This is a genomic window from Enterococcus sp. DIV1089c (assembly GCF_050530965.1).
In the GTDB taxonomy this organism is placed as follows: domain Bacteria; phylum Bacillota; class Bacilli; order Lactobacillales; family Enterococcaceae; genus Enterococcus_B; species Enterococcus_B hirae.
On record NZ_CP172888.1, the window covers coordinates 672,534 to 695,276 of the forward strand.

26 protein-coding genes and 1 other annotated feature are annotated in these 22,743 nt (G+C 37.5%); of the genes, 24 read left to right on the plus strand and 2 right to left on the minus strand.

All coding sequences use genetic code 11. From position 1 onward, the window contains the following. Positions 1–115: 115 nt before the first annotated feature. Positions 116–191, plus strand: a sequence feature (ribosomal protein L21 leader region). A 19-nt stretch (positions 192–210) separates the two neighbouring features. The 21 genes from rplU (at position 211) to recN (ending at position 19,169) form a co-directional block, all read left to right on the plus strand. After that, the gene (gene rplU, locus IGL30_RS03185; protein WP_010719808.1) at positions 211–519 is read left to right on the plus strand and encodes a 50S ribosomal protein L21; all 309 of its coding nucleotides are present in this window, start codon (positions 211–213) and stop codon (positions 517–519) included. 28 nt (positions 520–547) lie between these two features. Then, complete coding sequence (locus IGL30_RS03190) at positions 548–892, plus strand: ribosomal-processing cysteine protease Prp (protein WP_010719807.1); 345 nt, start codon at positions 548–550, stop codon at positions 890–892. A 12-nt stretch (positions 893–904) separates the two neighbouring features. Then, a complete protein-coding gene (gene rpmA / locus IGL30_RS03195; RefSeq protein WP_010719806.1) occupies positions 905–1,198 on the plus strand; it encodes a 50S ribosomal protein L27 in 294 nt (97 codons plus the stop codon). Positions 1,199–1,504: 306 nt separating this feature from the next. After that, positions 1,505–2,575, plus strand: a complete 1,071-nt coding sequence (locus tag IGL30_RS03200) for an acyltransferase family protein (protein ID WP_249509667.1) — start codon at positions 1,505–1,507, stop codon at positions 2,573–2,575. A gap of 482 nt (positions 2,576–3,057) precedes the next feature. Continuing rightward, positions 3,058–5,883, plus strand: a complete 2,826-nt coding sequence (locus tag IGL30_RS03205; RefSeq protein ID WP_010719804.1) for a sigma 54-interacting transcriptional regulator — start codon at positions 3,058–3,060, stop codon at positions 5,881–5,883. Positions 5,884–6,077: 194 nt separating this feature from the next. After that, positions 6,078–6,569 (plus strand): mannose/fructose/sorbose PTS transporter subunit IIB, encoded by a 492-nt coding sequence (locus IGL30_RS03210; RefSeq protein ID WP_010719803.1) that lies wholly within the window; start codon positions 6,078–6,080, stop codon positions 6,567–6,569. 98 nt (positions 6,570–6,667) lie between these two features. Continuing rightward, a complete protein-coding gene (locus IGL30_RS03215; RefSeq protein ID WP_010719802.1) occupies positions 6,668–7,657 on the plus strand; it encodes a mannose/fructose/sorbose PTS transporter subunit IIA in 990 nt (329 codons plus the stop codon). A gap of 32 nt (positions 7,658–7,689) precedes the next feature. Further along, positions 7,690–8,493, plus strand: a complete 804-nt coding sequence (locus IGL30_RS03220; protein ID WP_010719801.1) for a PTS mannose/fructose/sorbose transporter subunit IIC — start codon at positions 7,690–7,692, stop codon at positions 8,491–8,493. Positions 8,494–8,514: 21 nt separating this feature from the next. Then, positions 8,515–9,429 (plus strand): PTS system mannose/fructose/sorbose family transporter subunit IID, encoded by a 915-nt coding sequence (locus IGL30_RS03225; protein ID WP_010719800.1) that lies wholly within the window; start codon positions 8,515–8,517, stop codon positions 9,427–9,429. Positions 9,430–9,545: 116 nt separating this feature from the next. Next, positions 9,546–9,920: a DUF956 family protein gene (locus tag IGL30_RS03230; RefSeq protein WP_010719799.1), complete on the plus strand. Its 375-nt coding sequence runs from the start codon at positions 9,546–9,548 to the stop codon at positions 9,918–9,920. A gap of 172 nt (positions 9,921–10,092) precedes the next feature. Then, positions 10,093–10,338 carry a GlsB/YeaQ/YmgE family stress response membrane protein gene (locus tag IGL30_RS03235; protein ID WP_010719798.1) on the plus strand — a complete coding sequence of 82 codons (246 nt, stop codon included), beginning with the start codon at positions 10,093–10,095 and terminating at the stop codon, positions 10,336–10,338. 189 nt (positions 10,339–10,527) lie between these two features. Beyond that, positions 10,528–11,592 (plus strand): M24 family metallopeptidase, encoded by a 1,065-nt coding sequence (locus tag IGL30_RS03240; protein ID WP_123875022.1) that lies wholly within the window; start codon positions 10,528–10,530, stop codon positions 11,590–11,592. Positions 11,593–11,827: 235 nt separating this feature from the next. Continuing rightward, a complete protein-coding gene (locus tag IGL30_RS03245; RefSeq protein ID WP_063626745.1) occupies positions 11,828–12,253 on the plus strand; it encodes an Asp23/Gls24 family envelope stress response protein in 426 nt (141 codons plus the stop codon). Beyond that, positions 12,246–12,695, plus strand: coding sequence for a transcription antitermination factor NusB (gene nusB / locus IGL30_RS03250; protein ID WP_010719795.1), 450 nt, complete (start codon positions 12,246–12,248; stop codon positions 12,693–12,695). The genes IGL30_RS03245 and nusB overlap by 8 nt, the downstream gene beginning before the upstream one ends. Positions 12,696–12,789: 94 nt before the next feature. Next, positions 12,790–13,635 (plus strand): bifunctional methylenetetrahydrofolate dehydrogenase/methenyltetrahydrofolate cyclohydrolase, encoded by an 846-nt coding sequence (locus IGL30_RS03255; RefSeq protein ID WP_063626747.1) that lies wholly within the window; start codon positions 12,790–12,792, stop codon positions 13,633–13,635. Next, the gene (xseA, locus tag IGL30_RS03260) at positions 13,636–14,976 is read left to right on the plus strand and encodes an exodeoxyribonuclease VII large subunit (protein ID WP_034698802.1); all 1,341 of its coding nucleotides are present in this window, start codon (positions 13,636–13,638) and stop codon (positions 14,974–14,976) included. It abuts the gene before it with no gap. Positions 14,977–14,981: 5 nt separating this feature from the next. Beyond that, the gene (locus IGL30_RS03265; RefSeq protein ID WP_010719792.1) at positions 14,982–15,206 is read left to right on the plus strand and encodes an exodeoxyribonuclease VII small subunit; all 225 of its coding nucleotides are present in this window, start codon (positions 14,982–14,984) and stop codon (positions 15,204–15,206) included. Then, positions 15,206–16,090, plus strand: a complete 885-nt coding sequence (locus IGL30_RS03270) for a polyprenyl synthetase family protein (protein WP_088745127.1) — start codon at positions 15,206–15,208, stop codon at positions 16,088–16,090. The genes IGL30_RS03265 and IGL30_RS03270 overlap by 1 nt, the downstream gene beginning before the upstream one ends. A gap of 14 nt (positions 16,091–16,104) precedes the next feature. Beyond that, complete coding sequence (locus tag IGL30_RS03275) at positions 16,105–16,923, plus strand: TlyA family RNA methyltransferase (RefSeq protein ID WP_088745126.1); 819 nt, start codon at positions 16,105–16,107, stop codon at positions 16,921–16,923. A 99-nt stretch (positions 16,924–17,022) separates the two neighbouring features. Next, entirely contained in the window at positions 17,023–17,472 is a 450-nt protein-coding gene (argR, locus tag IGL30_RS03280) for an arginine repressor (protein ID WP_010719789.1), read from the plus strand. Between the two features lie 17 nt (positions 17,473–17,489). After that, positions 17,490–19,169, plus strand: a complete 1,680-nt coding sequence (gene recN / locus IGL30_RS03285) for a DNA repair protein RecN (protein WP_010719788.1) — start codon at positions 17,490–17,492, stop codon at positions 19,167–19,169. Between the two features lie 222 nt (positions 19,170–19,391). Here recN and IGL30_RS03290 read toward each other — a convergent pair whose 3' ends face one another. Beyond that, positions 19,392–19,508, minus strand: a complete 117-nt coding sequence (locus IGL30_RS03290) for a DUF4044 domain-containing protein (RefSeq protein ID WP_010719787.1) — start codon at positions 19,506–19,508, stop codon at positions 19,392–19,394. 69 nt (positions 19,509–19,577) lie between these two features. After that, a complete protein-coding gene (locus IGL30_RS03295) occupies positions 19,578–20,534 on the minus strand; it encodes a magnesium transporter CorA family protein (protein ID WP_010738203.1) in 957 nt (318 codons plus the stop codon). Positions 20,535–20,789: 255 nt separating this feature from the next. Between IGL30_RS03295 and IGL30_RS03300 the strand changes: the two genes are divergently transcribed. The 3 genes from IGL30_RS03300 to rsmH all read left to right on the plus strand — a co-directional run bounded on the left by IGL30_RS03300 (position 20,790) and on the right by rsmH (position 22,741). Beyond that, complete coding sequence (locus IGL30_RS03300; protein WP_123875023.1) at positions 20,790–21,158, plus strand: DUF3397 domain-containing protein; 369 nt, start codon at positions 20,790–20,792, stop codon at positions 21,156–21,158. A gap of 171 nt (positions 21,159–21,329) precedes the next feature. Next, positions 21,330–21,761, plus strand: a complete 432-nt coding sequence (gene mraZ, locus IGL30_RS03305; RefSeq protein WP_014834189.1) for a division/cell wall cluster transcriptional repressor MraZ — start codon at positions 21,330–21,332, stop codon at positions 21,759–21,761. A gap of 20 nt (positions 21,762–21,781) precedes the next feature. Then, positions 21,782–22,741 (plus strand): 16S rRNA (cytosine(1402)-N(4))-methyltransferase RsmH, encoded by a 960-nt coding sequence (rsmH, locus tag IGL30_RS03310; protein WP_034698806.1) that lies wholly within the window; start codon positions 21,782–21,784, stop codon positions 22,739–22,741. Positions 22,742–22,743 lie beyond the last annotated feature (2 nt).

A 22,743-nucleotide genomic window follows, 5' to 3' on the forward strand; every position in this document is an offset into this window, starting at 1 on the left:
CATTATAATGAGCAAAAGTGAAAATTGCGATTGATTGACTTAAGAAAAATTCTAGAATCTAGAGTTGACGAATGCGCTAGTTTCTGGTAATCTAGTACTGTTGTAATTGTGGACTCCACAGCTACAACCGCACAGAACGAGTTTGTAAGTACAGGTAACTGTCACTCTGGATGGCGAGTCTAAGTCTACTATAAGGAGGTGCTTTATAGCATGTACGCAATTATTAAAACTGGTGGTAAACAAGTAAAAGTTGAAGTTGGACAAGCAATCTACGTTGAAAAACTTGACGTTGAAGCAGGTGAAAAAGTTGTTTTTGACGAAGTTATCTTAGTAGGTGGCGAAACTACAAAAGTAGGCGCTCCAATTATTTCTGGTGCAACTGTTGAAGGTACTGTTGAAAAACACGGCAAACAAAAGAAAGTCGTTACTTTCAAATACAAACCTAAAAAACATTCACACCGTAAACAAGGTCACCGTCAACCATACACAAAAGTGGTTATCGACGCGATCAACGCTTAATTAGCGCTTGAGAAAGAAGGCCTGAATAATGATCAAAGGAACATTTAAACGTAATGACGCTGGTCAAATCGTTTCATTTACTTTGACAGGGCATGCTGATGCTGGTCCTTATGGGAGTGATATCGTTTGTGCAGGAGTTTCTGCATTAGCGATCAGTACTGTCAATGGGATTGCCTCATTAGCTGGTTTTGAACCAATTGTCGAAATGAATGAAGAAGAGGGCGGTTATTTATATACCGAAGTCACTTCAGGATTGACACAAGAGCAAAACAATATTGCCGAGATTCTATTAGAAAATCTCTTGTTGGGATTACAATCGATAGAAGCTGAAAATTCAGAATATATCCAAATTAAAACAATTAATGATAAATAGGAGGTGCAGACCATGTTGTTATCAATGAATCTACAATTCTTTGCCCACAAAAAAGGTGGCGGTTCTACATCTAACGGACGCGACTCAGAATCAAAACGTCTAGGTGCTAAACGCGCTGACGGACAAACAGTTACAGGTGGATCAATTCTTTACCGTCAACGCGGTACAAAAATTTATCCAGGTGTGAACGTGGGTATTGGTGGAGACGACACTTTATTTGCTAAAGTTGACGGAGTAGTACGTTTCGAACGTAAAGGCCGCGACAAAAAACAAGTGTCTGTTTATCCAGTAGCTCAAGAAGCTTAATGAACAGTTTGCTCTATCCCTTATTACGTAAAGGATAGAGCTTTTTTTATGACTTTTAATGAAAACGGTTGACAAAAAAGTGCTTAAACATAAAAATCAATAACATTCTTTACTTTTTTATTCAAAATCCTGTGCTTATCATTAGTTAAAATGGAAATTACATATTAAAAAAACAAACGTCATTCTAAATGATCGGTTTGAAAAAAATAAAAAAAGTTTCTCGTTTGAAGTATAACAATATATGAGTGGAAAAAATCACTACTATTTGTGAATGTTGTATTGTATACTGGGATTTAAAAAGGAGTGATGAATAAAAATATGAATTTAAATAACGTTTCAAAGCGTTTGTATAAATGGGACAATTTAAAGGCTTTATTAATTTTCCTGGTTGTAGTAGGTCATTTAATTGATCGGGCGAATCAAAAGAGCGACTTGTTAATGAAAATTAACTATTGGATATATATGTTTCATATGCCAGCATTCATCTTTTTTTCTGGTCTATTCAGCAAGAATACAATTCTTAACAAGGATTTCCGTAAAAGTTTTAGATATCTCAAATGGTTTTTCATTTTAAAAATTATATTTTTGATTAGCACTTTTCTCTCTTCAGGTTCTTTAAGCTTTTCCTTTTTAACAGAAAGCGGACTGCCGTGGTATTGTTTTGCTATTTTTGCTTTTCAATTAATCAGCATGGTTATTGATGGATATGACAAATACTGGGTGCTAGGCATAGCTGTTGTAATTGGTTGTTTGGCAGGATATGATGCAAATTTGGGAGATTTTCTATGTTCTTCAAGAATCTTAACTTTCTTTCCATTTTTTTATGCTGGATACTTAATTGATTATCAAAAAATGTCAAGTTATCTAAACAATTTTAAGATCAAGTTGTGCGCGTTGTTCCTTTTGTCAGGGAGTTTTTTTGTCGTTTATTTTAAGTTATATGGCACCTCACTGACGATGGGATTTTTGACCGGTAGAAATGCTTATGCGAATGTAAGCGAATTAGTAGGTCTTTATGGTGGTTTTTTCCGATTTATTTACTATATTGCAGTCTTCCTTATAATCAGTAGTTTGGTTGCTTTGATAAGTAATAAACGACTGTTTATTACGAGTTTTGGAGAATTATCCTTGATCATATATATGTTGCATATACCTATCGTCAGAATAGTGAATGATAAACTTCATTTGGATTTGTTTATTAAAAGTTTTGGTGTACCGCAGAGTATTACGATTCTAATAGTAACTATATGTATTTTCTTTTTGTGCAGAATGGAGTGGGTTCATAAGCCGTTAAACAAAATTCTCTATTTTAATGTTCCTGAAAAAACAGATAATTTGGTAAAAGGAAATGGGTATTTTAAAAGCTTTTTTTTATGACCGTACTTTGACCATACTTGATAGTAAAAATGAAGAATAATTAGATGGTATGATGAGCGTATTATTATAGAAGACAAGTGTTTAGGTTATACGATCGGAGTTAATAAAAGTTCACTAGAAAATATTGAATTGGAAGTGATTGTTTATCCGAGCACTCAATAAACAGAATAAATTGAATAAACAATGAACTAAACTCAATGAAAAAAGTTCTCTCTTGTTGATTAAGAGGAGAGCTTTTTTTGTCTGTGTTTCATTACAATAGATAAAATGGTTTATCGGCGCAAGCACTTCGATCCGATTATTTTAAAGAAAAGCTTTAAGTTGAAGGGGACGTTTTTGGATAATTCTAATGAGGCAAAGAGTAGATGAGCCAGTCAATACTTCTTTTAATAAGAGATATTTACTGTAAATAGTTGACGAAATGGAATTAAATTTATAGTATTATGTTTTGAAGCCAGTTAATGAAAAAGGGGCGAAACCAAATGGCGAAGCGCATTGATCGAATTTATACGTATGTCAAAGAAAAAACGGCTCATCTAAAACCGATTGAATATGATCAAGGGGTCACAACGAAAGAGATAGCTGAGGTTTTAGGAATCCAACGGACCAATAGTAGTAAAGATTTGAATCAGTTGGTACGTGAAGGAAAATTGTTGAAAACCGATGGGCGACCTGTACGTTACATATATCAAAAAAATGTTGCCTATGAACAACCGACCGCCAAACATGTCATAAGCTATAAAGAAGAAAGAGTACCAGTAGAAAAAGCAAGGATTCAGATTGATACGAAAGATATTTTTGCTAAGATCATTGGCGCAAATGGGAGTATGAAAAACTCGGTTGAGCAAGCGAAAGCCGCCATTTTATATCCGCCGAGAGGTCTGAATTGTTTGATCACTGGACCAACTGGATCGGGGAAAACCTACTTTGCACATGCGATGTTTCATTTTGCCAAAGCCAATCACGTCATTAGTGAAGACAACGAGTTGATCGTCTTTAACTGTGCCGACTACGCTAATAACCCGGAATTATTGATGAGTCACTTGTTTGGATATGTCAAAGGTGCTTTTACTGGAGCAGAAGAGGAAAAAACCGGAATCATTGACCAAGCAGATGGAGGAATGTTGTTCCTAGATGAAATTCACCGGTTACCACCTGAAGGGCAAGAAATGATCTTTTACTTCATGGATCATGGTACCTATAGTCGATTAGGAGAAACAACAAAATCTCATGAAGCAAATGTTCGGATCGTGGGTGCAACAACTGAGGATCCTGGTTCTTCTCTATTAGAGACCTTTGTTCGAAGAATACCGATCAATATCAAGTTGCCATCTTTTGAAAAACGCCCTGCAAATGAAAAAATCGACCTGGTTAAAATTATGATCGCCCATGAAGCTAACCGTATCCAGCGGCAAATTTCGCTAACTGAAGATGTTGTTAAAGCGTTGATCGGTAGTGTAACCTATGGGAACATCGGTCAGTTGAAATCGAATATCCAATTGATTTGCGCTCGTGGTTTTTTAAATCATATCAATTCTCCTGAAATTTCGATTACGATCGATGATTTGACGGAAGGAATTAGAAGTGGATTGATCCAATTAGCAAGTAATCGAGTAGCGATGTCCGAACTATCGAAGCTATTGGAGCCCAAAATTACGGTGTACCCTAACGACACAATCATGAAGATTCAATCTGATTCTTATGAACTACCCTATAATCTTTATGACATTATTGGGGACAAAGCAGCGCTATTAAAGTCTGACGGATTAGATCAAGAAGCCATCAATCATTTTATTTCAACGGATATCAACATCCATTTGAAATCTTTTTACAAGGATCATGGATTCTCATTCAATGCCGATAATAAACTAGCTGAGTTTGTTGATCCTAAAATCATCGAAGTCACCAATCAAATATATATAATGGTAAAAAATGCCTTGCCATATGAGTTTCAGCAAAATTTTATCTACGCAATGAGTCTGCATATCAGTTCTTTTTTAAAAAGAATCAATATCGGTGAAGAGCGCCATACGAATGATAATATACGTGAAATGGCAATTGATTTTCCGGTGGAATATGAAGTAGCGAAAGAAGTTAGAAAGTATATTGAGGAGTATTTCCAAGTAACGATTCCAGATAGCGAAGATTACTATCTCACTGTCTTGCTTGTGTCGCTAAGGGCAAATCAAGCAAGCGGTCGTATTGGGGTAGTCGTGGCAGCACATGGTAATAGTACAGCAAGCAGCATGGTTCAAGTGGTCCAACAATTATTAGATGCAGACAATGTACGAGCGGTCGATATGCCATTGGATATGGATCCTAAAACGGCGCTTAGTCGGATCGAACGAATGGTGCAAGAGGTGGATGAAGGCAGTGGAACGATCTTATTAGTGGATATGGGTTCGCTTGCTTCATTTAATTCTCAGATTCAGCGAGATACAGGAATTCCTGTGCGGACAGTTGACATGGTGACGACCTCTTTGGTATTAGAGACGGTTCGCAAAGTTTCTGTGTTAGGTACGGATTTAGATATGTTATACGATTCCTTGAAAAATTTCCGTGGTTATGCAGAAATTTCGATGGAAAAAACACCTGAACCGACCGCACTCAGAAAAAAAGCCATCTTAGCTATTTGTGCATCTGGTGAAGGAACCGCACAACGAATCAAAGAATTGATCGAACGTTCTGTAAGTAAACGGCAAGATGTCGAGTTGACTGTTTTGGCACTCTCTGTTTTAGAATTGGAAAAAGAATTGCCTAAATTAATCGAAAATTACCAAGTCATTGCGACTACTGGAATTACAGATCCGCAGATTGCTGCGCCATTTATTCCATTGGAGCGGTTTATCGATCAAAATATCGAGTTGATTTTAGATCAATTATTACTTGAGGCAGAATTAGATGAAACAGAAGAAGTGCCATTGAGTGAAGAAACTGCAAAACAGACTTGTGTGAAATTTATTGAACAAAATTTTACATTTATCAATGGAACCAAATTGATTGATCCTTTATGGAATTTTAGTGATCAAGTGTCTGAGAAGCTATCGATTGAGAATCATGGATATAGTTTTAAAATCAATTTAGTTTTACACACAGTGGGGATGATTGAACGGATTTTATTAAACGAGCCATTGAATGTTGAATCAGACGAACTGGAAAAAGCGATGGAAGATCCATTGTTTTCGTCTATCCAACAATTGTTATCCCCGTTGGAAAAGACCATCAGATTTGAAACACCTTCATCTGAAGTTTATTATTCATTAAAGCTGATTCGTAATGAATTGGCAAAAAATGAATACACTAAATGAAAAATACACAAAAAGATACACTGTTATTAGTGTATCTTTTTTGTGTATTGCTTCGAAACGCCTTAAAACCCTTTAGTGTATTGATAAAAAGTTGGCACGGTTCTTGCTTTTATATAAATGTGCCAATAGATGGTTATACACACAGAAAATGAGAGGGGTTTCTGTGAAGTAGTTTAACAAAAGGAGATTTGCTGATGGATATTCGGTTAGCGCGTATAGATGATCGTTTGATCCATGGACAAGTTGCAACGGTCTGGTCAAAATTGACCGGCGTGGAACGCATCATTGTTATTAGTGATCTAGTAGCCCAAGATAAATTGAGAAAGTTTCTTTTAAAAGAAGCTGCTCCACCGGGGATCATCGCAAATGTGATCACGGTGAAAAAAATGATTCAAGTTTATCAAAGCGGTTTACTAGCAACGACAAAAGTGATGCTTTTATTCACTAATCCTCAAGACGTTGAGAAAATTGTCTTAAGTGGTGTACAGCTGGATTCATTGAATATCGGTGGGATGAGTTTTTCTGAGGGGAAGACGATGATTACAAATTTTGTGTCAGTCGACCATAAAGATATTGCATCGTTCCAATTCTTGAATCAGCAAGGTGTAGAATTAGAAATTCGCAAAGTACCCGCAGATAGAAAGATCCTTTTGATGGAATTACTAGCAAAAGCCAAAAAGGCATAATATTGTTGTTGGAAAATGGTCAAATTCATCTGTTGTAATGGTTAGCAATTATTTTAATATTTGATTTGTTACAACAAAAAGAAGTAGGAGGTATAAATATGGTAGGGATTATCCTTGCAAGTCATGGACAATTTGCTGAAGGTATCTTGCAATCAGGTTCAATGATTTTTGGCGAACAAGAAAACGTCAAAGCAGTCATTTTAAAACCAAGCGAAGGTCCAGATGACTTGAGAGCCAAATTAGAAGAGGCTGTTGCTTCTTTTGATAATCAAGACGAAGTATTGTTCTTAGTTGATTTATGGGGCGGAACACCGTTCAATCAATCAAACACATTGTTTGAAGAACACAAAGACAAATGGGCAATTGTTAGTGGTTTGAACTTGCCTATGTTGATCGAAGCTTATGCGTCACGTTTTTCAATGGAATCTGCTCAAGAAATTGCAGCACATATCATTGAAACAGCAAAAGATGGTGTGAAAGTGAAGCCAGAAGAGCTTGAACCACAAGAAGCACCAAAAGCAGAAGTTTCTGATGGACAACCTAAAGGTGCATTACCTGAAGGAACAGTAGTTGGCGACGGTAAGATTAAATATGTTTTAGCACGTGTTGACTCACGTTTATTACATGGTCAAGTTGCTACTGCATGGACAAAAGCTGTTCAACCAAATCGGATCATCGTTGTTTCAGATGCTGTATCAAAAGATGATTTACGTAAGAAATTGATCGAACAAGCTGCTCCCCCAGGGGTTAAAGCAAACGTTATCCCAATTTCTAAAATGATCGAAGTTGCTAAAGATCCAAGATTTGGGAATACAAAAGCTTTGCTATTGTTTGAAAATCCTGAAGACGTGTTGACAGCTGTTGAAGGCGGCGTTGACATCCAAGAATTAAACGTAGGTTCAATGGCCCACTCAGTTGGGAAAGTTGTCGTAAGTAAAGTTTTATCAATGGGCCCTGAAGACGTAGAGGCGTTTGAAAAACTAGAAAGCAAAGGAGTTAAATTTGATGTACGTAAAGTACCAAATGACTCTCGCGACAATATGGACGAAATTCTTAAAAAAGCTAAGTCTGAATTATCTAAAGCATAATTCAAAAAACTAATATTTATAGGAGGCTTATCATGTCTATTATTTCAATGATTTTAGTCGTATTCGTTGCCTTTCTAGCAGGGATGGAAGGGATTCTGGATGAATTCCAATTTCATCAACCTCTAGTGGCATGTACATTAATAGGTTTAGTAACAGGTAACCTTGAAGCAGGTATCGTATTAGGTGGTACTCTTCAAATGATCGCTCTTGGCTGGGCAAATATCGGAGCTGCTGTAGCACCAGATGCTGCATTGGCATCAGTTGCATCTGCAATTATTTTAGTATTAGGTGGTCAAGGTGTTCGAGGCGTTCCATCAGCTATTGCTATCGCAGTACCACTTGCTGTTGCTGGTTTGTTCTTAACAATGATCGTACGTACAATCGCTGTTCCTATCGTTCACTTGATGGATGCTGCTGCTGAAGAAGGTAACATCCGCAAAGTTGAAATGTGGCACATCATTGCAGTATGTTTACAAGGTATCCGTATTGCAATTCCTGCTGGAGCATTATTATTCATCCCAGCTCAAACTGTTCAATCTTTCTTAGAATCGATGCCTGCATGGTTAACAGACGGTATGGCTATTGGTGGGGGAATGGTTGTTGCTGTAGGTTACGCATTAGTAATCAACATGATGGCAACTAAAGAAGTATGGCCATTCTTCGTTATCGGTTTTGTTGTAGCTGCAATTACTCAATTAACATTGATTGCCCTAGGTGCTTTAGGTGTTGCTTTAGCTCTTATCTACTTGAACCTTTCTAAAATGGGAGGCTCTTCAAATGGTGGCGGAGGAAGCAACTCAGGTGACCCTCTAGGCGACATTTTGAATGACTATTAATCTTGAAGGAGGAAAATAAAAATGGCAGAAGAAAAAATTACTTTATCTAAAAGAGACCGTTTAGCTGTTGCATGGCGTTCTACCTTCATTCAAGGTTCATGGAACTATGAACGTATGCAAAATGGTGGTTGGGCTTTCTCAATGATCCCAGCAATCAAAAAATTATACAAAACGAAAGAAGAGCGCACAGCAGCTCTTAAACGTCACTTAGAATTTTTCAACACACATCCATATATTGCTTCACCTATCTTGGGTGTTACGCTAGCATTAGAAGAAGAACGCGCAAATGGCGCTCCTGTTGACGATGTAGCGATCCAAGGGGTTAAAGTTGGTATGATGGGACCTCTTGCTGGTGTTGGTGACCCAGTATTCTGGTTTACTGTTCGTCCGATGTTAGGAGCTCTTGGTGCTTCTCTAGCAATGGGTGGTAATATTCTTGGACCAATCATCTTCTTCTTAGGTTGGAACATTATTCGTTGGTCATTCATGTGGTATACACAAGAATTTGGTTACAAAGCTGGTTCTAAAATCACAGATGATTTATCTGGTGGATTATTGCAAGACGTAACAAAAGGTGCATCTATCTTAGGGATGTTCGTATTAGCCGCCTTAGTACAGCGGTGGGTATCGATTAAATTCTTGCCAGTTGTATCAACTGTTAAGTTAGATAAAGGTGCTTACGTTGAGTGGGATAAATTACCTGCTGGTGGCGAAGGAATCAAGAGTGCTTTTGAACAAGTAAACAGTGGTCTAGCACTTAGTCCTGAAAAAGTAACAACTTTACAAGATAACTTAGATCAATTGATCCCAGGGTTAGCTGCTTTAGCATTGACATTACTATGCATGTGGTTATTGAAGAAAAAAGTTTCTCCAATTGTCATTATCTTAGGTCTATTCGTTGTCGGTGTAGTTGGCCATGTTGTTGGTCTTTTATAATAAGAATCTAGCTCGGGCGTAGCCCCGAGCTTTTTTTATCAAAAAGTGGATGCTGCTTGAGATTTCAACATTGAAACGATAGTATACTAGATAGATAAAATAATAGGAGTGATTAAATGGTTCAATCAATCAATACAAAAGTTGATTTGGTAATTGATGCCACTGCGTTTACTGGTTTGACTGATTATGGGAAAATCATGATTGGAGACCGAGGATTCGAATTTTATCATGCAAGAGACACTCGGAAATTTGTTCAAATCCCTTGGGAAGAGATCGATTACGTCATCGCATCCGTTATGTTCAAAGGAAAATGGATTCCGCGCTATGCCATTCAAACAAAGAAAAATGGTACATATACATTTTCTTCTAAAGAACCCAAAAAAGTACTTCGCGCTATCAGAAAATACGTAGATCCTAGTCGTATGGTTCAATCCTTGAGCTTTTTTGATGTAGTGAAACGTGGTGTCAAAAGTATCTTCAAACGCAAGTAGAAAAACACGAATGGATGCTCTTCGCAGCATGTCATTCGTGTTTTGTTTTGTGTTTCGCTTTTTCTTTTGTGTGCGGTGTCATTATCTAGGTCAGCTTCAACGCTGGTTCAATCATTTGCTCCTAATAATTTTCCTATGCTAGAATGAAACTGTAAAGAAGGAGGTTATTAGTATGGGTTGGATATGGACTTTAATCGTTGGTGCAGTCATCGGAGCCATTGCTGGAGCAATTACCAGTAAAGGAAATTCTATGGGTTGTATCACAAATATCATTGCTGGATTGATTGGTTCAAGTATCGGTCAAGCAATTTTTGGTAACTGGGGACCACATGCAGCTGGTATGGCACTTATTCCATCAATTTTAGGCGCAGTTATTTTAGTGGCAGTTGTTTCATTCTTTTTTGGGAAACGATCATAATCAAATAGATTAACGCTTAGCCAATAGTTTTGCAGATAGAAGTAAATAGTTAAGGCAAATCTGAAACTGATTTGTCTTAACTATTTTTGTTTTACTAAGTTTATTAAGAAAATTTGTTTTATCTGCTGTGTCAGAAAGAAAATTTGCTATAATAGAAAAAAGAGAGCAAAGAAAGAAGGAATTTCATTTATGATGCTACGAGTAGAAAAATTGCGTAAAAAGATGCAAGAAGAAAATTTAGATTCATTTTTGATCACTAGTCCATACAATCTTCGTTATTTGACTAATTTTACTGGTACGACAGGCTTAGCGGTCATCACATTGGAAAAAGCCTTTTTTATTACTGACTTTCGTTATACCGAGCAAGCAGCAGCTCAAGCTCAAGGATTTGAGATCATCAAAAATGTAGGACCGATTTTTGAAGAAGTAGCTGACTTAGTTCAAAAAGAAGGACTACGTGAACTTGGTTTTGAAGAAACAACTGTTTCCTTCTTAGAATATTCGGTATTAGAAGAGATCATTGATGCGCAACTGATTCCTATTTCGGGCATGATTGAAGAACTTCGAGAAATCAAAGACGAAGAAGAAATTGCGATTATTGAAAAAGCTTGTAGTATTGCAGATTTGGCATATGACCATATTCTCAAGATGATTCAACCGGGAATGACAGAGATCGAAGTTGCCAACCAATTAGATTTTTATATGCGTTCACTTGGAGCGTCAAGTGTTTCTTTTGAAACAATCGTTGCTAGTGGTTTACGCTCAGCTATGCCGCATGGAGTTGCTAGCAAAAAAATCATTGAACAAGGCGATTTGATCACAATAGATTTTGGATGCTACTATGAAGGTTATGTTTCTGATATGACACGAACATTTGCGATTGGTGACCCAGGAGAACAATTAAAAGAAATTTATCAAATCGTTCTTGAAGCCCAGCTAGCAGTTCTGGAAGTAGCTAAACCAGGAGTTACCGGTAAGCAACTAGATGCTGTAGCTAGAGATTACATTACGAAACATGGTTATGGCGAAGCTTTTGGACACTCAACAGGACATGGAATTGGCTTAGAGATCCATGAAGGACCCAATGTTTCAGTTCGAGCTGAGAAACAATTTGTTCCAGGAAATATTATTACCGACGAACCAGGCATTTACTTACCAGGTATCGGTGGCGTTAGAATCGAAGATGATTTATTGATTACTTCTGATGGAAATCGCGTGTTGACGCATTCACCAAAAGAGTTGATTATTTTATGATGAGCGTAGCCTAAAGCATCATTCACTCAGACTTTGTTATAGAAAATCACTTGATTTAATGATACACTATAGAAGACAGCAAGCTTTGAAAACAAAGCGTAATTTGTTTGAGAAAAAGACTCTCAAATAGGCAAGTGAACAGTTTACCTTTATACGTTTCGAATGAAGAATAAGTGAAAGAACGGTTCATTCGTAGGCAACAATCTGTGTAGAGGCAAAAGGAGGAATAGATAAAATGGCAGAGGACAAAAATTTAATTTTGAATGCGACTCAAGAGCTTGGTGAAATTGTCATTGCGCCAGAAGTCATTGAAGTGATTATTGGTATCGCTGCTTCAAAAGTAGAAGGCGTTTATGGGATGCGTGGAACATTTGCCAGCAACGTAACGGAATTATTAGGGCGTGCAGCGCATGGTAAAGGTGTCTATTTAGTAAATGATGAAGATGGGTTAAAAGTAGATCTTTATTGCTATTTAGAATATGGGGTTTCTGTTCCCAGAGTAGCGATGGAAATGCAAGAACGCGTGAATCAGCAAGTTCTTTTCATGACAGACATTGCTTTAGCAGAAGTCAATGTTCATGTGGTAGCAGTCGTACCGGAAAAACTAGAACAACCAGCAATTGAAGAACTTTTTGAAGACGAAGAGGAAGAAAATGAATAAAGAATTATCAAGACACGAAATTCGTGAAATGGCTTTACAAGCATTATTTCCATTAGATTTTAATGCTGATTTGACCAAAGAAGACGCAATTTTCCATGCAATTGAGTTGGATCACAAAGAAATGATCAATGAAGAGGAGTCAGAGTTTGTTCCTGTTTATTTAGATACATTGGTTGGCGGTGTGTGTGCGAAAAAAGGCGAATTAGACCAAACCATTGAGAAGCACCTCAAAGGAAACTGGCGCATCAATCGTATCTCTAAGATGGATTTGATCATCTTGCGTATCGCCATCTTTGAAATGAAGTACATTGAAGATGTACCATCCGCAGTCGCATTGAATGAAGCCATTGAATTAGCCAAAACTTTTAGTGATGATCAATCACGTAAGTTTGTCAATGGTGTATTATCTAATGTTTTAAAAGAGATTGAAGCTGGGGCATAGTCCCAGCTTTTTTCTATGAAAACAAGGAAACGGGTTCTAAAAGCTTGTTTATCTATGGTAGAATGAAAGCACAAAAAAATCTGGGAGTGATCGTATGGCAGAATTGATTAATGGAAAAGAACTAGCTGAAAAAATGCAAGCAGAGATTGCGATAAAAGTGAGCGAATTAAAAACAAAATCGATCTCCCCCGGATTGGTCGTTTTATTAGTAGGAGAAAATCCAGCCAGTCAGGTTTATGTACGTAATAAAGAACGTTCCGCAAAATCAATCGGGATCCATTCAAAAGTTGAACGTTACCCAAGCACGATCTCTGAAGAAACGTTGTTAGCTGAAATCGAAAAATATAATCAAGACCCAAATTTTCACGGGATTCTTGTTCAGTTGCCATTGCCAAAACACATTGATGAAGAAAAAGTCTTATTAGCAATTGATCCTAAAAAAGATGTAGATGGTTTTCATCCAATGAATTTAGGACGATTATTAGCTGGTAACCCGGATAAGATTCCTTGTACGCCATATGGCATCATGAAAATGTTCGCAGCTTATGATATCGATTTGGCAGGGAAGCGGGCGCTGGTGATCGGACGTAGCAATATTGTAGGGAAACCAATGGCACAATTATTATTGATGGCAGATGCTACAGTAACGATTGCTCATTCAAAAACGGCTAACCTTGCTGAACTTGCAAAAGAAGCTGATATTTTAGTCGTAGCGATTGGGCGAGGCCATTTTGTTACTAAGGAATTTATCAAACCAGGCGCAGTGGTGATCGATGTTGGTATGAATCGTGATGAGCATGGGAAATTAATTGGTGATGTAAAATTTGATGAAGTAGAACCTTTAGCAAGCTATATCACTCCAGTCCCTAAAGGAGTAGGACCTATGACGATTACGATGCTGATGTATCAAACCGTGCTGGCTGCTGAAGCAGGTGAGTAGATGACACAAGAATATTTAACAGTAACCACATTAACCAAGTATTTAAAAAGGAAATTTGATGTAGACCCTTATCTTGAAAGGGTCTATTTAACAGGTGAAATCTCGAATTTTCGTTTGAGAGCAAATGCACATCAATATTTTAGTTTAAAAGATGACCATGCGAAAATCTCAGCAATCATGTTCAAAGGTGCATTTCAAAAATTACGTTTTCAACCTAAAGAAGGGATGAAAGTATTAGTTGTCGGACGGATCTCTCTTTATGAAGCTTCTGGTTCTTATCAGATTTACGTTGAACACATGGAACCTGATGGTGTAGGAGCGCTATATCAAGAATTAGAAGAACGAAAAGAAAAATTGCGAAAAGAAGGTCTTTTTAAGCCGGAACATAAGCAAGCTCTTCCACGTTTTCCAAAAAGAATTGCAGTTTTGACCAGTCCAAGCGGTGCAGTTATCCGAGATATCATCACAACTGTCAAAAGACGTTACCCCATCGCTCAACTCGTCCTATTCCCCACGGTGGTGCAAGGAAATCAAGCAGCTGACAATATCGTTGAAAATATCCGTCGTGTTGAAGAACTGGGAGATTTCGACACGATGATCATTGGACGTGGCGGCGGATCGATTGAAGACTTGTGGCCATTTAATGAAGAAAGAGTAGCACGTGCCATTTTTGAGGCACGAACACCTGTGATTTCTTCAGTTGGGCATGAGACGGATACTACTATTGCTGATTTAGCAGCAGATGTACGAGCAGCCACACCGACGGCGGCAGCTGAATTAGCTGTTCCTGTTTTATCTGAAGTATTGTTGAAGCTGAAAGAACGGCAAGCAAGGCTTGAACAGGCCTTTTTGCGTCAAATTCAACGCAAACAAGAACGTTTTGAACGAGCAAAACAATCATATGTTTTCCGTCAACCGGAACGTCTGTATGAAGGACAAACAATTAAGCTTGATCAGTTCAAACAGCGCTTGTTCCAAGCGACACAACAAATTTATCATTTGAAAGAAAAACAAACGGTTCGTTTGAACCATCAGTTGGCACAAGTTGCACCGACTTATCGAGTGAAATCTGCCAAGCAAGAAACAGACTACTTAGAGAAGCGGTTAGCTGAAAAAATGGAACAATATATGCAGAGCCAGCAGCAACGTTTCCAACAAGCGATTCAATCATTAGATTTGCTTAGTCCGTTGAAAATCATGGGGCGAGGATACAATTACACAACAATCGAAGGTCGTGTCGTGAAAAGTGTGACAGAGATGAAGCCTGAGGATACGATCACGATCCATTACCAAGACGGACAAGTGAATGCTACGGTACAAGAAGTAGAAGAAGGAGAATGATCAATATGGAAAATCCGACATTTGAGGAATCATTACAAGAATTAGAAAAAATTGTCATGGAATTAGAACAAGGTGATGTACCTTTAGAATCTGCTTTAGATGCTTTTAAACGAGGAATGGAATTAAGTAAGCATTGCCAAGATACTTTAACTAAAGCTGAAAAAACCTTGACGAAAATGATGTCAGAGGCAAATGAAGAAGTTACTTTTGAAGGAAATGAGGAAGCATAATGAAGTTGGCTGATTTTTCAACGATCCATCTATCTTCTGTAGAAGAAGAAATTGTTTCTTTTCTAAATGACTACACTTCTGATGAACAGTTGAAAGAAAGTATGCTTTATTCCATTCGTGCTGGAGGCAAACGGATTCGTCCTTTGCTTTTACTTAGTACAGTAGCTGCGTTTGGCGAATCGATCAATACAACAACTTATCAAGTAGCAGCTGCTTTGGAAATGATCCACACGTATTCGTTGATTCACGATGATCTTCCGGCAATGGACAATGATGATCTACGCCGCGGGAAACCAACAAACCATAAAGTCTACGGGGAAGCACTGGCTATTTTAGCAGGAGATGGGTTATTGACAGGTGCCTTTCAACTAATCAGTATGGCTCATTTAGCAAACTCACCAAAACTTTTACTGCTGCAACAATTAGCAATCAATGCGGGAACCCAAGGGATGGTTGCTGGTCAAGCAGCGGATATCGAGGGAGAAACAAAACAATTAACATTAGAGGAATTAATGTTTATCCACGAAAGAAAAACTGGTCGCTTGATGCACTACGCTTTATTAGCGGGAGGAGTTTTAGCAAACCAACCGGAGGAAGTTTTAGCTAGCCTACAAAAATTAGCCAGTCATCTAGGCCTTGCTTTTCAAATTCGTGATGATCTGCTCGATGTGGTTAGCACGACTGAAGTATTAGGTAAAACAGCTGGTAAAGATGCTAAAATGGAAAAAACGACTTATCCAGGTTTATTAGGTATCGAAGAAACAAAAAGCGCACTTGAAAATGAGATTGATGCGGCGAATCGAATGATTGATCAGTTAGAACAAACGGTATGTTCATTCGATGGACAACTTTTACGTCAATTAGTTCAGCAATTCAGTGTATAGAAATGGAGAAAAAAATGAAAAAAGAACGCGTAGACGTTTTAGCAGTCAAACAAGGCTTGTTTGAAACGAGAGAGCAAGCCAAACGTTCAGTTATGGCTGGTTTGATCTATAACGAAAAAAATGAACGTTTCGATAAGCCAGGGGAAAAAATCCCTGTAAGTAGTGAATTACAGATCAAAGGCAAAAAATTACCTTATGTTTCTCGTGGAGGATTGAAATTAGAAAAGGCGCTAAAGGTCTTTGATTTATCTGTAGAAGGTAAAATATTATTGGATATTGGAGCATCAACGGGTGGTTTTACCGATGCGGCTTTACAAAATGGTGCAAAAATGAGTTATGCTCTGGATGTTGGGTATAATCAATTAGCTTGGAAAATCAGACAAGATGAACGAGTTGTAGTAATGGAAAGAGCGAATTTTCGTTATGCCAAACCAGAAGATTTTCAAAAAGGAACCCCAGAGATTGCCGTCATTGATGTATCATTCATTTCTTTACGTTTGATGTTAGTGCCATTACACGAAATTTTAGTTGACGGTGGCGAAGTGATTGCTTTGATCAAACCACAATTTGAAGCGGGGAAAGAAGCAGTTGGCAAGAATGGGATCGTTCGTGACCCTCAAACGCATGTACAAGTGATTGAGGATATTTTACACTTTGCTGCGATGCATGGGTATGATGTATTAGATTTAAGTTATTCGCCAATAACCGGTGGAGAGGGGAACATTGAATTTTTAGCCCATTTGAAAAAAGTTTCTGATCAAGGAACGTTATCTCCAGATGTGGCACCTGAAAAGATCGTCCAAGAAGCCCACAACCAGTTTAACCACAAATAATGACGGGCAAGCAATAAAGAAGACAGCGGATTCTTCTTTATTAAGCGTTTGAAATAAGCTATCATAGTAAGGAAGAATACGTAAAGGAGCGAAGAACGTATGCGAAAAAAAGATCGGCATCGTTTGATTACCCGGCTACTAAATGAAAATGATATCAGAAAACAAGAAGAATTTGTGGAGATCCTGAAAAACAAAGGGATTTCAGTGACGCAGGCAACGATTTCCAGAGATATCAAAGAACTCAAACTCATCAAAGTTCCTGCAGCTGATGGAGGTTATCGCTATAGTCTTCCTGCAGAAACTACTGAAGACGTTAGTACGAAATTAGAAAAGTTATTGAAAGATGCATTTGTGGCTGTTGATCAAATGGAAAAATTTGTCATTTTAAAAACTTTACCAGGCAACGCTTCTGCTGCGGCTAATTTAATTGATAAACGATATAAAAAAGAATTGTTTTCCATCATTAATGATGACGATAATGTGTTGATGATCACACGAACAGAAGAAGATGCAGTTGCATTGAAAATGGATTTTTTACATTACCTTTGAGTTGAGGAGTGGTTGCCTTGTTACAAGAGATCAGTATTACTAATTTTGCGATTATTCCGGAATTGCATTTGTCTTTCCATAAAGGAATGACAGCTCTAACTGGCGAGACCGGGGCAGGTAAATCGATTATCATTGATGCCCTTGGATTACTGGCTGGTGGTAGAGGCTCCAGTGATTATATTCGCCAAGGAGCCGATAAGTGTATCTTAGAAGGGTTGTTTGAATGGCCAAGTCAAGAAGGATTTACTGAATTGATGGAAGAACTTGGCATCGAATCAGATGGTGATAACTTGATTGTTCGTCGTGATATGGCATTAACGGGTAAAAATGTCTGCCGAGTCAATGGACATATTGTTACGCTGGCAAACCTTAGAAGGATCGGAAGTTATCTAGTTGATATTCAAGGACAAAATGAACACCAGGAGCTATTACAACCAGAAGCCCATTTAAATTTATTGGATCGTTTTGGTGATCGTACTTTTCAACAACAAAAGAAAAAATATCAAAAAGAGTATGCTATCTATCGTGAGCTCGAACGAAAAATGCGGAAAGTCCAACAAAATGAAAAATCATTTGTTCAACGGATCGACATGCTTCATTTTCAACAAGAAGAAATCGCAGCAGCTGATTTACAAGTTGGCGAAGAGGAACAGTTAAGCGAGGAAAGAGAAAAATTAAGCAATTATCAAAAGATCGTGGATAGTTTTGCTAGTGGTTATAGTGCATTGAGTGCGGGAGAACCCAGTAGTGTGGATAACGTTGGTTTAGCTGTTTCTGAACTACAAAGCATTGCTCATCTAGATAATGAATATGAAGCAATCGTTGAGAATGTTCAAAGTGCTTATTATTTACTTCAAGATGCCATTGGTGACATGAGTCGCCAAATCGATCTGCTGGAATTGGATGAAAACCGATTAGAAGAAGTCAATCAACGGCTTGAATTGATTCGTCAGTTGAAACGCAAATATGGGGAGTCAGTGGAAGCAATCCTTGATTATTACGAAGAAATCACTAAAGAACTGGATTCTTCTGATTTCTCAGAAGGTCAACTAGAAAAAATGCAACTGGAATTAACTAAAAAAGAAACGTTCTTGCAAGAACAAGCATTAGCACTGCATAAAACAAGAAAAAAAATCGCTAAAGAACTAGAAAAATCAATCTTAACGGAATTAAAAAGTCTATATATGGAAAACACTGAGTTTGAAGTCCGTTTTTCATCTGAAAAAAATGGACAATTAGATGCTAATGGATTGGACCAAGTGGAATTTTACATAACCACAAATCCTGGAGAACCATTGAAGCCATTAGTAAAAGTTGCCTCAGGTGGGGAACTATCACGTATGTTGTTGGCGTTAAAAACTATTTTTTCTTCAGAACAAGGTGTGACTAGTATCATTTTTGATGAAGTGGATACAGGAGTAAGCGGTCGAGTTGCCCAAGCGATTGCAGATAAGATCTCACAGATCTCATGTCACTCACAAGTTTTGTGTATTACCCATCTACCGCAAGTCGCTGCAGTTGCCGATTTTCAATACTATATTCAAAAAGAAGTCATTGATGGGCGTACCCAAACATCGGTTACCGAACTACAACCCACACAACGAGAGACCGAAATTGCCCGAATGTTAGCAGGAAGTGAAATTACCCCACTAACAGTCGAGCATGCCAAAGAATTATTACGCTTAGCAAGTAAATAGAAAAATAGGTAGAAGCCTGAGCAGTCTAAGAGAAGAGGATATCTTAGAATGAACAGTTATTTGACTAAGAGATGCTACTTGTATGGCAGCAACTAAAACGACACTTGGCTTTCTTATAAAAAACGAACCATTAGCAAGCGAACATTCTTTCCTAGCAGGGTAAAAAACAAGTCCCGCACTTCTTTTTAGGAAGTGCGGGACTTATTGGTTTTTAAGCCATTCTTACATGACACTCATAACTGCAGTCAAGACAACTGAACCAATCGTTAAGATCAACATGGTCCAAACAACGAATTTAGTGATTTTTGAAAAAGTACTTGTTTGTTTATTCTCGCGCATAATTTTTACCTCGAAATTTTTTAGTTGTCTTTAGTTTAACTCCTTTTACTTTTCTTCACAAGGGGACGGTTACAAAAACTTTCCCTTTTTTAAATAATAAGCAGTAGCGATACTGATAAAAATCATCAGTAGAATAATCCATAAAAACGCATCGTCCCTTCCTGCAATAGGAAGCTTGATATTCATTCCATATAGACTACCAATGATGGTCGGGATCGTTAAGATGATCGTTAGAGAAGTTAAAATTTTCATAATATTATTTAGATTATTAGAAACAATCGCTGAAAAGGTTTGATTCATTTGTTCAACTAGTTTTAATTGAATTCGAGCGGTAGTGCGTGATTGTTCGGTTTCAATAATCACATCATGGAGATGATTTTTTAAAGCGTGGTTTTCTTGAATCGTTTTGTTTTTTACTAAGGTTTTTAAAGTGGTCAAGTTAGCCGTGGTTGCTTCTTTGAAATAAACCAAGCTTTTTTGGATATCCATGATTTGATACAGTTGACTATTTTCTGTTGAGACACGCAATTGTTTTTCCAAGACATCGCATTGTGATTGTAAGGTGCTGAGATAAGTATTGTAAGAAAAAGTAATTTGCCACAATAATTGCATGAAGATATTTAAGTTGGCTGGTAAATCATTTTCAGCAAAAGCTTGACTAAATACTTTTTTCAAAAAGAGTGGTTCATGATTCGTAATTGTGATAAGCTTTTTTTTAGGTGTCACAATAATAGAAAAAGGGTAAGTATCTACTTGAAAATAGCCACTTGGGCTTGTTTTTGGAAACGGGTATTGCAATAATAATAACGCTGGTTTTGTTAATTTGGTCTGATTAAATTCTTCTTCTCGTGAATTTTCAGCATCGTCTAAAATAGAAGTAATGTAATCAGACGGAATTTGAAATTGGTGTGTGATTTGCTGGATTTCATCTTCACTTGGACGTTCGACGCAATACCAAATCGTATCTGCTGTTTCTTTTTGAGTATTGACCAATTGTCGATCCTCGATAGAAAAATACTTGATCATTTTTGAACCTCCTAATACGCTCTTTCATCTATTATAACGAATATCAGAATAGAACACAGTGAAAGAGCTTGGAAAATGGGATTGGCTAGGAACAGGAAAAAGGTAGTATTAAAGGAGTGGACTCATACAATTTGGATTAGATCTTTATCTAAGAAGTAAAAATAGTAGAAAACTTTATAAATTTAAAATAAATGAAATAGTTGTGTAAAATACATCAGGTATACTTGAACCAACTATGAAAGGGAGTTTTGTTAGATGGGCACTTTTACGCCACTTGTTTTATTTTGGTATATCTTTCCAGCCATCGTGTTGTTTGGCTGTAATTTTTTAGTGAAAATTTTTTCATTAGATCGTCGTTTTAAAATCAAAGCGCCTGATCTTGCCGTTCCTTTTTTATGGGGAGGGATGCATGCGTTGTCACGCAATTCTGCGACAGTTTCCTTCCTGCCTTTCTTTATGATTTCACTTTTGTTGATGGCGATTTGTATCGCTGTATTCCAGGCGTATTACTATGATGAAATTATCTATTCACGTTATTTTAAAATGACTTGGCGTTTAGCTTTCTTGTTAACAAGTGGTTTTTATGTCGTTTTAATCGTCTTAAATCTTCTCTCGTATCTTTGATAAAAAGCCAATCAAGCTGTAAAAAGACTTTTTAAAGACTTTTTACAGCTTGATTCTTAAAATTTTTTTTACTAATAAAAAAGTTATTCTCTGATTTCCCATAAAAGGTGGTAGAAAGTGGGGGATTGTGGTAGACTAATTTTAGTTAGTGGAGAGATGGGGGTAGTTTCAATGTTCATGGGCGAATTTCGGCATAATATTGATACAAAAGGTCGTATGATCGTACCTTCAAAACTTCGTGAAGAGTTAGGTGAACAATTCGTTCTCACGCGTGGATTAGATGGCTGTCTTTTTGGCTATCCAATGAAAGAGTGGGCGAATTTAGAAACAAAACTGAACGACATGCCTTTAGCGAAAAAAGATGCTCGAACTTTTGTGCGTTTTTTTTACTCGGCGGCCACTGAATGTGAATTAGATAAACAAGGACGGATCAACATTCCCAGTACATTAAGAAACTACGCTGCTTTAACGAAAGAATGTGTTGTCATTGGTGTATCCAATCGAATCGAGATTTGGGATGAGGCACGATGGCAAGAATTTTCTGAAGTGGCAGCAGAAAACTTTGATGAAATTGCTGAAAATATGATTGATTTTGGACTATAAGAATAGGAAGAGGCTGACTAATGACTGAGACATTTCAACACTATACAGTCATGTTGAAAGAAACGGTAGATGGCTTGAACATCAAACCAGATGGCATTTATGTAGACTGTACACTAGGCGGTGCCGGACATAGTGAATATCTTTTGAGCCAATTAAATACAAACGGGCACCTTTATGCATTCGATCAGGATCAAAAAGCCATTGATCATGCAAAAGTACGGTTAGCCCCATACATTGAAAAAGGTATGGTTACTTTTATCAAAGCGAATTTTCGTGAATTAGAAGCAAAGATAAAAGAGCATGTTCCTCAAGTCGATGGTATTTTGTATGATTTAGGCGTATCTTCTCCACAATTAGATGAAGCTGAAAGAGGTTTTAGTTATCATCAGGATGCTCCTTTGGATATGCGTATGGATCAATCAGCACCTCTGTCAGCGTATGACGTTGTTAATGAGTATTCCTATAATGAATTAGTAAAAATCTTCTTTCGTTATGGCGAAGAAAAATTTTCTAAACAAATTGCTCGAGAAATTGAACGAGTAAGAAAAATCCATCCGATCCAAACAACTGGTGAATTAGTAGAAATCATTAAAGATGTGATTCCTGCACCAGCAAGAAGAAAAGGTGGACACCCAGCTAAACGAATTTTCCAAGCAATAAGAATTGCAGTAAATGATGAATTAGGTGCAGAAGAAGCTTCATTAGAACAGGCGATTCGGCTATTAAAAATCAATGGAAGAATCAGTGTGATCACCTTCCATTCATTAGAAGATCGGATTGTCAAAAGTATGTTCAAAGAATACAGTACCGTTCAAGATTTACCACCCGGATTACCGGTTGTTCCTGAAGAATTTCAGCCAGAGCTGAAGTTGGTTAATCGAAAACCGATTCTTCCATCAGAAGAAGAACTAAGTGAAAATAATCGATCACGTAGTGCAAAATTACGGATTGCTGAAAAAATACGAGTGAAAGAGGAGTAGCG

Excerpts from the sequence above, each read along its gene's own strand:
- IGL30_RS03225 (WP_010719800.1), top strand. The coding sequence starts at position 8,515 with ATGGCAGAAGAAAAAATTACTTTATCTAAAAGAGACCGTTTAGCTGTT.
- rpmA (WP_010719806.1), top strand. The coding sequence starts at position 905 with ATGTTGTTATCAATGAATCTACAATTCTTTGCCCACAAAAAAGGTGGC.
- rsmH (WP_034698806.1), top strand. The coding sequence starts at position 21,782 with ATGACTGAGACATTTCAACACTATACAGTCATGTTGAAAGAAACGGTA.
- IGL30_RS03190 (WP_010719807.1), top strand. The coding sequence starts at position 548 with ATGATCAAAGGAACATTTAAACGTAATGACGCTGGTCAAATCGTTTCA.
- rplU (WP_010719808.1), top strand. The coding sequence starts at position 211 with ATGTACGCAATTATTAAAACTGGTGGTAAACAAGTAAAAGTTGAAGTT.
- IGL30_RS03255 (WP_063626747.1), top strand. The coding sequence starts at position 12,790 with ATGGCAGAATTGATTAATGGAAAAGAACTAGCTGAAAAAATGCAAGCA.
- IGL30_RS03220 (WP_010719801.1), top strand. The coding sequence starts at position 7,690 with ATGTCTATTATTTCAATGATTTTAGTCGTATTCGTTGCCTTTCTAGCA.
- xseA (WP_034698802.1), top strand. The coding sequence starts at position 13,636 with ATGACACAAGAATATTTAACAGTAACCACATTAACCAAGTATTTAAAA.
- IGL30_RS03200 (WP_249509667.1), top strand. The coding sequence starts at position 1,505 with ATGAATAAAAATATGAATTTAAATAACGTTTCAAAGCGTTTGTATAAA.
- IGL30_RS03240 (WP_123875022.1), top strand. The coding sequence starts at position 10,528 with ATGATGCTACGAGTAGAAAAATTGCGTAAAAAGATGCAAGAAGAAAAT.
- IGL30_RS03210 (WP_010719803.1), top strand. The coding sequence starts at position 6,078 with ATGGATATTCGGTTAGCGCGTATAGATGATCGTTTGATCCATGGACAA.
- IGL30_RS03235 (WP_010719798.1), top strand. The coding sequence starts at position 10,093 with ATGGGTTGGATATGGACTTTAATCGTTGGTGCAGTCATCGGAGCCATT.
- IGL30_RS03265 (WP_010719792.1), top strand. The coding sequence starts at position 14,982 with ATGGAAAATCCGACATTTGAGGAATCATTACAAGAATTAGAAAAAATT.
- mraZ (WP_014834189.1), top strand. The coding sequence starts at position 21,330 with ATGTTCATGGGCGAATTTCGGCATAATATTGATACAAAAGGTCGTATG.
- nusB (WP_010719795.1), top strand. The coding sequence starts at position 12,246 with ATGAATAAAGAATTATCAAGACACGAAATTCGTGAAATGGCTTTACAA.
- IGL30_RS03295 (WP_010738203.1), bottom strand. The coding sequence starts at position 20,534 with ATGATCAAGTATTTTTCTATCGAGGATCGACAATTGGTCAATACTCAA.
- IGL30_RS03205 (WP_010719804.1), top strand. The coding sequence starts at position 3,058 with ATGGCGAAGCGCATTGATCGAATTTATACGTATGTCAAAGAAAAAACG.
- IGL30_RS03290 (WP_010719787.1), bottom strand. The coding sequence starts at position 19,508 with ATGCGCGAGAATAAACAAACAAGTACTTTTTCAAAAATCACTAAATTC.
- IGL30_RS03300 (WP_123875023.1), top strand. The coding sequence starts at position 20,790 with ATGGGCACTTTTACGCCACTTGTTTTATTTTGGTATATCTTTCCAGCC.
- IGL30_RS03275 (WP_088745126.1), top strand. The coding sequence starts at position 16,105 with ATGAAAAAAGAACGCGTAGACGTTTTAGCAGTCAAACAAGGCTTGTTT.
- IGL30_RS03230 (WP_010719799.1), top strand. The coding sequence starts at position 9,546 with ATGGTTCAATCAATCAATACAAAAGTTGATTTGGTAATTGATGCCACT.
- IGL30_RS03215 (WP_010719802.1), top strand. The coding sequence starts at position 6,668 with ATGGTAGGGATTATCCTTGCAAGTCATGGACAATTTGCTGAAGGTATC.
- argR (WP_010719789.1), top strand. The coding sequence starts at position 17,023 with ATGCGAAAAAAAGATCGGCATCGTTTGATTACCCGGCTACTAAATGAA.
- IGL30_RS03270 (WP_088745127.1), top strand. The coding sequence starts at position 15,206 with ATGAAGTTGGCTGATTTTTCAACGATCCATCTATCTTCTGTAGAAGAA.
- IGL30_RS03245 (WP_063626745.1), top strand. The coding sequence starts at position 11,828 with ATGGCAGAGGACAAAAATTTAATTTTGAATGCGACTCAAGAGCTTGGT.